The sequence below is a fragment of the Arenibacter antarcticus genome (genome assembly GCF_041320605.1).
In the GTDB taxonomy this organism is placed as follows: Bacteria; Bacteroidota; Bacteroidia; order Flavobacteriales; family Flavobacteriaceae; genus Arenibacter; species Arenibacter antarcticus.
On record NZ_CP166679.1, the window covers coordinates 4,588,656 to 4,600,260 of the forward strand.

Annotated in this window: 11 protein-coding genes; 10 read left to right on the top strand and 1 reads right to left on the bottom strand. The window is 36.9% G+C overall.

Features of this window, described 5'->3' with window-relative positions; genetic code table 11:
• The first annotated feature begins 59 nt into the window (after positions 1 to 59).
• On the top strand, positions 60 to 3,404 hold the full coding sequence (locus KCTC52924_RS18860; RefSeq protein ID WP_251807917.1) for a VCBS repeat-containing protein: 3,345 nt from the start codon (positions 60 to 62) through the stop codon (positions 3,402 to 3,404).
• A 190-nt stretch (positions 3,405 to 3,594) separates the two neighbouring features.
• Here KCTC52924_RS18860 and KCTC52924_RS18865 read toward each other — a convergent pair whose 3' ends face one another.
• Positions 3,595 to 4,440 (bottom strand): DUF2911 domain-containing protein, encoded by an 846-nt coding sequence (locus KCTC52924_RS18865; protein WP_251807918.1) that lies wholly within the window; start codon positions 4,438 to 4,440, stop codon positions 3,595 to 3,597.
• Between the two features lie 208 nt (positions 4,441 to 4,648).
• Here KCTC52924_RS18865 and KCTC52924_RS18870 point away from each other — a divergent pair, with 208 nt between their 5' ends.
• The 9 genes from KCTC52924_RS18870 to KCTC52924_RS18910 all read left to right on the top strand — a co-directional run bounded on the left by KCTC52924_RS18870 (position 4,649) and on the right by KCTC52924_RS18910 (position 11,571).
• Positions 4,649 to 5,146 (top strand): SRPBCC family protein, encoded by a 498-nt coding sequence (locus KCTC52924_RS18870; protein WP_251807919.1) that lies wholly within the window; start codon positions 4,649 to 4,651, stop codon positions 5,144 to 5,146.
• Positions 5,147 to 5,225: 79 nt separating this feature from the next.
• Positions 5,226 to 6,536, top strand: a complete 1,311-nt coding sequence (locus KCTC52924_RS18875; RefSeq protein WP_251807920.1) for a deoxyribodipyrimidine photo-lyase — start codon at positions 5,226 to 5,228, stop codon at positions 6,534 to 6,536.
• 142 nt (positions 6,537 to 6,678) lie between these two features.
• The gene (locus tag KCTC52924_RS18880) at positions 6,679 to 7,269 is read left to right on the top strand and encodes a Crp/Fnr family transcriptional regulator (RefSeq protein WP_251807921.1); all 591 of its coding nucleotides are present in this window, start codon (positions 6,679 to 6,681) and stop codon (positions 7,267 to 7,269) included.
• 167 nt (positions 7,270 to 7,436) lie between these two features.
• Positions 7,437 to 8,315, top strand: a complete 879-nt coding sequence (locus KCTC52924_RS18885; RefSeq protein ID WP_251807922.1) for a pirin family protein — start codon at positions 7,437 to 7,439, stop codon at positions 8,313 to 8,315.
• 323 nt (positions 8,316 to 8,638) lie between these two features.
• Positions 8,639 to 9,298, top strand: coding sequence for a hydrolase (locus KCTC52924_RS18890; protein ID WP_251807923.1), 660 nt, complete (start codon positions 8,639 to 8,641; stop codon positions 9,296 to 9,298).
• A gap of 212 nt (positions 9,299 to 9,510) precedes the next feature.
• Entirely contained in the window at positions 9,511 to 9,810 is a 300-nt protein-coding gene (locus KCTC52924_RS18895; RefSeq protein ID WP_251807924.1) for a hypothetical protein, read from the top strand.
• A gap of 19 nt (positions 9,811 to 9,829) precedes the next feature.
• Entirely contained in the window at positions 9,830 to 10,519 is a 690-nt protein-coding gene (locus KCTC52924_RS18900) for a lysoplasmalogenase (protein ID WP_251807925.1), read from the top strand.
• A 64-nt stretch (positions 10,520 to 10,583) separates the two neighbouring features.
• Positions 10,584 to 11,030, top strand: a complete 447-nt coding sequence (locus KCTC52924_RS18905) for a VOC family protein (RefSeq protein ID WP_251807926.1) — start codon at positions 10,584 to 10,586, stop codon at positions 11,028 to 11,030.
• A 64-nt stretch (positions 11,031 to 11,094) separates the two neighbouring features.
• Positions 11,095 to 11,571 carry a GAF domain-containing protein gene (locus KCTC52924_RS18910; RefSeq protein WP_251807927.1) on the top strand — a complete coding sequence of 159 codons (477 nt, stop codon included), beginning with the start codon at positions 11,095 to 11,097 and terminating at the stop codon, positions 11,569 to 11,571.
• Positions 11,572 to 11,605: the final 34 nt, after the last annotated feature.

The following is an 11,605-nucleotide window of genomic DNA, read 5'->3' on the forward strand; positions in this document are numbered from 1 at the left end:
ATAAAGAGGAGAGGAAACTCTCCTCTTTTCTATTTTTAATAGTTTAAGACTTTAATAAAATGAAAAATAAAATGCACAGTTTGTTCCATTCTTGGTTCGCCTTGTTTTTCCTTTATTTGCTATCCAATTTCGGATTAGCCCAGAATTCTAATCGATTCACTTTACTGAAATCTACTAATACAGGAATAGAATTCAATAATAAAATTAAGGACACCAAGGAAGCTAATATATTACTATACTCTAATTTTTATGGAGGCGCAGGTGTTGGGGTGGGTGATTTTAATAATGATGGATTACAAGACCTATATTTTGCCGGAAATTTAGTTCCAGACAAACTATATATGAACCAGGGTAACTTTATTTTTAAGGATGTAACAGACTTGGCTGGAATTAATGACGATGGCGGGTGGTCTACTGGAGTCACCATCGCAGATGTAAACAATGACGGTAATTTGGATATTTATATCAGTCGTGAACTTTATGATGATAAACCAAATTTGAGAAGTAATCTTTTATACATCAATAACGGGGATGGGATTTTTATAGAATCTGCAGGGAAAATTGGGATTGCCGATTCCCAAAGAACAAGGCATGCCACTTTTTTGGATTATGATAATGACGGGTTATTGGACTTGTTTTTGTTGACACAACCTCCAAATCCAGGAAGTTATTCCAAATTTTCAGGTACTACTTTGCTTAAAGACGAATATCATGTTAAACTTTACAAAAATACCGGCAAGGACTTTTTTGTTGAAACCACCGAGGAGGCCGGGCTTAAGATAACAGGTTTTCCAAATGGTGTATCGGCAAGCGATTTTAACAATGATGGTTGGACTGATCTTTATGTTGCTAATGATTTTAATGCCCCAGATTTTCTACTAATCAATAACCAAGATGGTACTTTTACCAATGTAGGAAACAAAGCACTCAACCATATGTCCTACTATAGTATGGGAGTGGATGTGGCCGACATTGATAATGACGGTAATTTAGATATTTTTGTAGTTGATATGGTAGCGGAAGATAACTTCCGCTCAAAATCGAATATGGGCGGAATGAATCCGGATGCGTTCTGGAACGTGGTCAATGAAGGAGGCCATTATCAATTTATGTACAATACCCTACAACTTAACAATGGGAATGGCACCTTTAGTGATATTGCTCAATTGACTGGAATGGCAGCTACTGATTGGAGCTGGTCTAATCTTATTGTCGATTTAGATAACGACGGTTTAAAGGATACCTATATAACCAATGGTCTGCTCCACGATATTAGAAACACGGACGCAGATAAAAAAGTAGGAAAGCTCATCAACGAAACTACTTTTAAATACTTACAGGAAAATCCTCAAGGAGGTAATGTAAAAAGTGTCTTCGATATTTTAGACCTAAAGAAGGTGCTTTCTGTACTTCCTTCGCAGCCTTTGAAAAATTACGCCTATAAAAATATGGGGAACCTTAATTTTAAGAAAGTAATGGATGAATGGGGGCTTAAAGAAGAATCCTTTTCCAATGGTTCTGCATACGCAGATTTGGATAATGATGGGGATTTGGACCTAATTGTAAACAACATCAATGATAAGGCATTTGTATATAGAAATAATTCAGAGAATTTTGAGGCCAATAATTATTTGCGTATTAAATTGACCGATTCAATAAATAGACCAGTATTTGGCACAAAAGCTACATTGTATTTAAATGGGGGCAAACAATATTTAGAACATACCAATGTCCGTGGTATTTATTCGACAAGTGAACCCATCTTACATTTTGGTACAGGGAATGAATTTTTGATAGACAGTTTAAGGGTTCAATGGCCCAATCATTCAATTACAAAATTATATAACATAAAGACCAATCAACTTTTAAAATTAAACATGGCAGGTGGTATGTTTAAACCCTACTTAGCAGCAAATAGCAGTAAAACATTATTTAAAGAATTACATGAAGAATCATTCCCCATTGAGTTTGTACACAAAGAAAACGAATTTAATGATTTTGAATATCAAGTCCTCTTACCTCATAAAATGTCACAATTTGGACCTGCACTTGCTAAGGGTGATGTAAATAATGATGGCCTAGAGGATATCTTTGTTGGTGGGGCTACTGGATTTAGTGCTTCACTTTTCATTTCAGATCAAAATGGAAATTTCACAGAAATCGTTCATGGTATATGGGATAAAGATGCTGCTTATGAAGATGTTGACGCTTTGTTTCTAGACATAAATGGAGACGGACTTGAAGATCTATACGTTGTGAGCGGTGGAAACGAATTTAATGTTAACGACCCACATTATATAGACCGACTTTATTTGAACATGGGAAATGGAGTTTTTTCCAAAGGAGCCATCTTGAATATTGACCATACTAGTGGTTCTAAAGTGGTGGCCGAGGATTATGACAAGGACGGGGATATAGATCTTTTTGTTGGTGGAAGGCATGTGCCACATCATTACCCGATGCCTGCTACAAGCATGTTATTAAAGAATGAAAATGGGAAGTTGGTGAACCGTACGTTGGAAATTGCTCCCGAATTTAAAGACTTAGGCATGGTAACAGATGCCGTATGGAGCGATTATGACAATGATGGCGACATGGATCTCATAGTAGTTGGGGAGTGGATGCAGATAACAGTATTTAAGAATGAGCAAGGTAAATTAAAAAAAGAAATAATTCCTTCGTTGGACGCCACAACAGGCTGGTGGTATAGCATTGAAAAAGGAGACTTTGACAAGGATGGCGACATGGATTTTATCGTCGGCAATATTGGGCTAAATTATAAGTATAAAACCTCGACCGAGAAACCTTTCGACATATACTTTAACGACTTTGATAACAACGGTAGTTATGATATTGTGTTGGGTTACTACAACGGTGAAAAGCATTACCCTCTAAGGGGGTTTTCTTGTTCATCTGAGCAAATACCTGGTTTAAAGAGTAAAATTCAAAAATACGATCTCTTTGCATCTTTGGAAATAGATCAAATATATGGTAAGGAAAATTTAGAGAGGTCACTCCATTATAAAGCTGATACCTTTGCTTCATCCTATATTGAAAATTTGGGAAATGGTAATTTCAAGGTTTCAGCTTTGCCTAACAAGGCACAGTTCAGCAGTATTAATGATATGCTAGTGGAGGATTTTAATGGAGATGGGAATCTGGATGTGATTTTGGTTGGAAATATGTTTGTTTCCGAAATTGAGACCCCCAGAAACGATGCCGGTACAGGAGTTTTAATGCTGGGTAACGGAAAGGGAGATTTTGATTTCTTAACAATAAAAGAAAGTGGATTTTTTGCAAATAAAGATGTCAAAAAAATTATTTCTGTTTCTATTAAAGATAAAGAATGGATAATCGTTGGAAACAACAACGATAACTTACAATTTTTCGAAAAAAGGAATTAGTTGTTATTTTATATCAAATGAAAATTTGTAAGTCTTTTCATTATTTATACTTTTTCAAACGTGTGCCCAATAAAGGAAAATCAGTTCAAAAATTCCAATTACAAAATTTTAAAAAATAAGTTTAAATATTATATTTTATAATAAAAGCCCGCTTCTAGGTGGGCTTTTATTGGTTTTAATTTTATGACAACTATTTAGCTCCCCATTCCTTAAGAGAGTCCTTGTTCATTTTAACGTAATCTGCGTTACCCGCCGCTTCCGATGCTGCCAAAGATTTCTTTGCCGTTGCAATAGCTTGTTTTTTATCACCGGCCTTAGCATAGATAAGAGATTGTTGTCTTAACTGCCAAAAAGCTGGTTCTTTGGTCATGGCCATAGCCTTATCCATCCATTCTTTCGCCTTATTGATATCCTTATCAGAATTTAGGTAATAAACCGCTGCTGCATAGTAATCTCCAGCACCCGGACCATTCATTACATTTTCTATGTTTTTCATCACAGCTTTCTCTGTAGGCACATCAAATTTAACACCTACATAGGAATTTTCCCAAAGCAGTCCTAATGTAGCCGAATTATCTGAAAGGTGGTCGAAGGAAATGGTAAAGGTTTCAATCGACATGGGTATTTGATGAACTTCTGCAGTTACTTTTGCCGCAACCTTGCTTTGATCCAACACTGCGGGCGCTCCACCGCCATCTGCTTCCGTATAAAAAATAATCTCCCAGTTGGAAGCACCTGGTTGGGTGAAAATAGCATAGGAGCCTGCATTTAGTTCTTGGTTTCCAATCATCACATTATCACTAAAAGTGATTTTCGTCCTTGCGTTGGCTCCAGTTCTCCATAATTTATCATAAGGCACCAAATCACCAAAAATGGTTCTCCCTCTCATAGAAGGCCTAGAATATTCTAATGAAACATCAGAAAGTCCAACCTTTTGTGTTAAAGTAGCAAAAGGACTAGCCTCTGGTGTCACAATTTGCGCTTGTACCCCCATCGATACCGCAAATATTAATGCTAAAATCGTAATCTTTTTCATGGCTAATTCTGTTTATTAAGTTTCTGCTAATTTAACTATTTTAAATCAAACTTCACATTGCTATACCCTCAAAACCGCTATGTTAGAAAATTAATCACCTATTAATTCAAGCTCCAATTACTAGCCAGTAAATAGATAATTAAATTATGTTTAACTTTTATTATTTTTTGTTAAACAATAATATTTTAACTTTACACAAACAAATACAATGAAACTTTACCAATTACGCTCCAAGCAAATTCTTCCTATATCCAAGGAAATTGCCTGGAAGTTTCTTATAGACCCTAGGAATCTTAAGGTTATAACTCCAGATGCTATGGGGTTCTCTATCTTATCTGGAGGAGACAGGCCCATGTTCCCCGGGCAGATTATTCAATATAAAGTTTCACCATTTCCCGGTTATACCACCAAATGGACAACTGAAATAACCCATGTTAGGGATGGGGAATATTTTGTGGATGAACAACGCTATGGACCATATGCTCTTTGGCATCACAAACATTTTTTAACATCGGTTCCAGAGGGAGTGGAAATGGAAGATATCATCGATTACAAGCTCCCATTTGGACTTTTTGGACAACTTGCACATCCATCTGTGGTAAAGCCGCAATTGCAAAAAATATTCGACTATAGAAGAGAAAAATTAATAGCCCTTTTTGGGGAGGTTCAACACACCACCACATCCCTAGAATTTAAATCGAGTTAAAAAATAATAAACCCAGGAAACGCAAGCGCAACATTAGCGCATGATAGATTAAAACGCAGACAGGGATTAAAAAAATAAAATGAGTGAAAAAATATCAATATTTTGGTTCCGAAGAGATTTAAGGTTAGAGGACAATGTTGGCCTTTATAGTGCATTGAAAGATTCCTTTCCGGTATTGCCTATATTTATTTTTGATGAGGAAATATTAGAGAATCTATCCAAAGATGACCCTCGGGTAGGCTTCATTTACGATCGATTACAACAGATGCGTTCCCAGCTTCAACAGGAATTTAATTCATCCTTGGCCCTCTTCTATGGAAAACCAAAGGAAATATTCCAGAACCTACTCCAAAATTATCAGGTGCAACAAGTAATTGCCAATAGGGATTATGAGCCTTATGCCAGACGCCGAGACGAGGAAATTAGCACCATTTTGACAAAAAACAAGCTTGTATTTAAGACCTATAAAGATCAGGTTATCTTTGAAAAGGACGAGACCGTAAAATCGGACGGGAATCCATATTTGGTATATACACCCTATAAAAATAAGTGGCAAACACAGTTTAACGAAAAATACCATTTAAATAAAAGTAACTCAGAAGAACATTTAAAAAATTTAGTACAAAATAGCAGACTTCCTAATGTATCACTTTCGGATATCGGCTTTACCACAGCTACTATTAAAGTTCCTGAGTATTCCCTTAACTCCAAATTGATTAACAATTACGAGGATACCCGGAATTTTCCAGACATTGAGAACGGAACATCCAGAATTGGGCCCCATTTGCGGTTTGGTACGGTTTCTATCCGACAGGTTATGAAGAAAGCCATTGCCGAGAACAACCACGTTTTCTGGAGTGAACTGATATGGAGGGAATTTTTTATGCAGATATTATGGCATTTTCCAAATACTGTGAAGGATGCCTTCAAACCCAAATACGACCGAATTGTATGGCGCAATAACGAAAAGGAATTTGAAAAATGGAAGAAAGGCGAAACGGGTTACCCTATGGTAGATGCGGGGATGCATGAATTAAATGCTACAGGATATATGCACAACCGAGTCCGTATGCTGGTGGCTAGTTTTCTCTGCAAACACCTTTTGATAGATTGGCGATGGGGAGAAGCCTATTTTGCAGAAAAATTACTGGACTATGAAATGAGTTCCAACGTAGGGAACTGGCAATGGGCAGCTGGTTGCGGAGTGGATGCAGCTCCCTATTTTCGGATCTTTAATCCTATGACCCAAGCGGATAAATTTGATAAGGACGGGAAGTACATTAAAAATTGGATTCCCGACCTAGATAATCTTTCCTATCCAGAAAAAATGGTAGATCATAAGGAGGCCCGTGAGCGATGTCTAAAAGTGTACAAGGAAGCTTTGGAATAATATCTTTTTTAGTAAATTTCAGGAATGTAGCATGTTGTTTTTCACTATCTTCAACCAACCCTTTAATTGGCGTATTTATTGTAATGTACGCCCAAGGACATGGAGTATAGATTTTCAAAGCCTTAACCATAAATGTACAATTGTGGAGAATTTTACAAAATACTTAAAAACAAAGGCGAGCGTTTCCGAAACCGAGTTTCTAGAGCTGATAAAAAAGGTGGAGTTTAGGGATATAGCGAAAGGAGAAATATTACTTAGGCCCGGGGAAGTATGCACTCATTCTTTTTTTGTGGAAAAAGGCCTTTTACGTTCTTATACTATAGATTCTTCCGGGAAAGAACATATTATTCAGTTTGGAACTGAAAGTTGGATCGTCGCCGATCGCAGTAGTGCATTTTTTAATGAGCCTTCGGATTTATTTATAGATACTATCGAAGAGAGTACAGTTGCATTGATTGATTCCGATTTCCTAAATCCGGCAAGTGAAATTAGCAACACTTTTAGAAACTACCACCAAATTGCACTTCAGAACCATATTCGGTACCAACAAAAGAGAATCAATTTATTATTAAGTGCAAACGCGGAATCTCGCTACCTAAACTTTATCACATTATACCCCAACCTTACAAAAAGGGCACAGCAATGGATGATTGCTTCCTATTTGGGAATTACTCCGGAGAGCCTAAGCAGAGTTAGAAAAGAGCTGGCCAGAAAACACTTTAAATCCAATTAATATATTTCTTATCCCACATCAATGTACCGGAGGTTATTTTCTCCTAATATTGTAACACACAACAATAATTAAAAACTATGAAATGAGCATGACCGAAATCTGGTCGCAAATACGAATTAAGATATGCGAATCGCATATGACCGTTAAAAATCAATAAATATCTACATATGAATAAAAAAGCTATTGAAATAGTCGTTGCTCCAAGGGAGCCACACTATGTGGGAGATGGATTTAGGGTACACAATTTTATTCCCAGTGGTTTTCGGTTAGATATGAAAAGGATGGATCCATTTATTCTTATGGATTACAATTCCCCTTTTTATTTTCCCCCTTCAGATGCGCCAAGGGGCGTAAGTGTACATCCGCATAGGGGTTTTGAGACGGTAACCATTGCTTATCAAGGAAAAGTTGCCCATCACGATAGTTCTGGAAACAGCGGTGTTATTGAGGAAGGGGACGTACAATGGATGACCGCCGCATCGGGAATTCTACATAAAGAATATCATGAGGAGGGGTTTAGCAAAGCGGGAGGCTACTTTCAAATGGTGCAGTTATGGGTCAACCTTCCGGCCAAAGATAAAATGGGTCCCCCTAAATATCAAGGTATTACCAATTCTCAGGTCAATAAGTACCACTTGAAGGATGATATGGGCCTAATAGAGGTAATTGCAGGGGAATACGAGAGTATTTTAGGGGCCGCCTCCACCTTTACCCCAGTAAACTTATTGAATGTTAAGTTACAAGAGGGTGGGAAAGCAAATTTCACCTTTCCCGAATCCTATACTACCGCCTTGCTGGTTATACAAGGGGAAATTAAAGTAAACAATCAAGAAACCGTGCCTACGGACCACTTTGTTCTATTTGAAAATAACGGCACCGATTTCATCCTAGAGGCTACACAAAAGGCCGTAGTGCTTGTATTGAGTGGCGCCCCAATTAATGAACCCATAGCCGCACAAGGTCCTTTTGTTATGAATACAAAAGAAGAATTAACAGAAGCGATTAAGGATTATAATTTGGGGAAATTTGGTTCTTTGGAAGAATAAGGTCAATTTAATTTTAAGAGTGCAATCCTGAAGGAGCTATGCCAATTAAATATGCCATGCACCAAAACGATTTATATAGGATGGCATAAAGCAATATATTGGAAAAGTGTTAAAAAACGATTCCATAGCTGCAAATTCGCCATAGAAAAATTGGCAAATTAGAACGGAACCAATGTTGCAGTTACGAAAAAACTCATCGGAGCATATGTTTTAAATGGACACAGACAAAATATTTACTACCTTTCCAAACACCAATTCCCTATAGATAATTAGTTTTTATTCCATGATATACGATCCTTTCCTATTCTAAAATAATCCAACGAATGAAAAAAATTCCTTCCTTTGGTAGTCGGCTTAGAAACAATATTGTAACCGTACCTGAAGTTATAGATCAATGTTCAGGAATACGAGTCTTTGGACAGTTATTAAAGTCGTTTTTATTTAGTACGGATGTGGCCATTATTAGAAACACCAATGCAAGTGCCATTATCGCTGTTTACCCGTTTACCCCACAACCCCTAATCACCCATTCGCTTATTCTTGCTTCGGACAAGCCTATTTTCTGTGGAGTTGGAGGAGGAATAACCACTGGGGAAAGATGTGTGGAACTGGCTTTGCATGCAGAATTTCAAGGCGCACTTGGGGTCGTATTAAACAAACCTACCCCCAATGACCTGATACAACTGCTTAAATCCAAAATTGATATTCCGGTCACTATAACCATAGTTTCGGAAAAGGACGATATAAAGGGAAGAATTGCTGCAGGAGTGGATATCTTTAATGTATCTGGTGCCACTAAAACGGCCGACATAATAAAAAAAATCCGTGACTTGGATCAGAACATCGCTATTTTGGCAACTGGCGGCAAAAATGAAGACGATATTTTAATGGCTATTGAGGCTGGCGCCAACGCCATTTCCTACACGCCACCATCTACTAGCGTGCTTTTTAAGGATATTATGATTAAATATAGGGCAGAATAACCATATAAATCTTTATATTTAGTGGCGTAGCAACCTGTATGAGGAAGTATGCCATAACATTAAAAAGGCTATTTTTAAAATAATTTTTATAATCCTATCTAAAAAGTTTAATAAAACTATACCTACCAGATGCAGGTATTGGAGCATAAATCAACTTTCCTACAGGTCTTTAATTTGATAATTGCTCCGTTTATAGTTTAATATGTTACTGTATGGATTTAATTTATGGTATTTCAGAAAATATTTTTGAAAGTATAGGTATCATGGCAGGATTAAGTGCCTGTTTGGTAATTGCAATTCAAGTTTATAAAGAATACAAGTTTAAAGGCCCAAGTAGCCTTTCTAATGGCTTTTTATTTGGTTGGGTTTTTATTTATTTGTTCTGGTGTTTGTATGGAGTCAGATTTAATACCATAGCGTTATGGCTTACCAATTCCATTGCCGTTTTATTACAACTAACACTTTGTTTTATTGTTATTAAAAAAAGTAGAACGACCCCAACCAAACCATAATATTATCCCGAATTTCAATATGAGCTTTAAATCAATTTCATTTTTACTCGGATATATAATCATTGTCTGCATAGATCTACTATGTGGATATTTGGACTATCAAGAATACAGACTTCTTACCAAGCCGTTGATCGTTATTTCTTTGATGATCTATTTTGGAATAAAAGGTAAACACCTGCCAAAAAGTATATACGAATATACGGTCTTAGCCATGTTCTTCTCATTAGTGGGTGACACATTGTTACTTTTCGACAATCGTTCACCTTCCTTTTTTATGTTTGGATTGATGTCGTTCTTACTAGCCCATATTGGCTATACCATTGTATTTATAAAACAACGAAATACTAAATATTCCAAGGTGTCTTGGATTGTAAGTATAGGTCTTGTTACCTATGGAATTGCCCTATTTAGCTTAATAATAAAGGATTTAAGGGGATTAATGATTCCGGTGTCTATATATATTATTGCAATTTTGACCATGGCCATTACATCCCAAAACCGGATGGGTAACGTAAGTAGGCAGAGTTATATATTGGTATTGTTAGGGGCCTTTTTCTTCATTATTTCAGATAGCATTTTGGCTATCGATAAGTTCCACGTTTCCGTACCAAAAGCACATTTTTTAATCATGGGCACCTATGCCATTTCACAGTATCTGATCGTTAATGGTTTATTGGCCAGTATTGACCAAAACATTAAGGAAAATTAAAGCTGCGAAAACCTATCTACACAACAAAAGTAGGTACAGATTATAATCACTATTAAAAATAAACATGTATAAATCATTAATCTTATTATTTCTACTAATTGGTCTTCAGTCCAATAGTCAATCCTTTACGTTTTCTATAGACCATTCCTCTCTTATTGTAAATGATCTAGTAACAACAGGAGATTTTTATTCCAACATCCTTGGATTAACAGAAATTCCACATCCAGATCGCTCGCCAGGATTTCGTTGGTTTTCCATTGATGGGGCATCGCAGATACACCTCATCTATAAGGACACAGTAACGATGAAAAAACACAAAAGCATGCATCTTTGCTTGTCCACACCCAATTTAGAAGGGTTTATAGATCATTTAAATAAAAATGATGTGGTCTATGAGGATTGGCCGGGCAAAAAGGGAGCAATTACCCTTCGCACGGATGGCGTACAGCAGATTTACCTAAAAGATCCAGAGGGGTATTGGATAGAGGTAAACAATGCCAATCAAGATTAGTTGAACGCATAGGAATTGAACCAAATTCAGTAGATTTGATCTTAAATATTTTTTAAAAAAAACCATGACACAGCATAACACATCACCAAACACTATAATTTCTCCGCTTCTATCTGCCAATCCAATAAACTGGCAGGAGATCTTATCCAAGATTATTGCCCATTTTAATTGCACCACTGGGACCATTCATTTTTTGGACGATAATTCATCACTATTAATGCTAAAATCGCATCAAGGAATTCCTCCATTTTTATTGCCTAAACTTTCGGAAATTCCGATTGGAAAGGGAATGGCAGGGATAGCCGCCGAGCGCCGTGAACCGGTGGAAATGTGCAACCTTCAAACTGATGAATCGGGTGTGGCACGTCCGGCCGCAAAAGAAACAAAAGTAGAAGGTTCTATAGTGGCACCCATGATGTGGAACAATACCTTATTCGGCACCTTGGGTGTTGCTAAACCAGTCCCCTACGATTTCACTTCAGAGGAAATTAGTTCCCTTTTAGCATTTGGGGAAGAGATTTCCGCCTATGTAAAGGAGTAACGTTATCTCAGATTTACTGAAGGAATAATTTAAG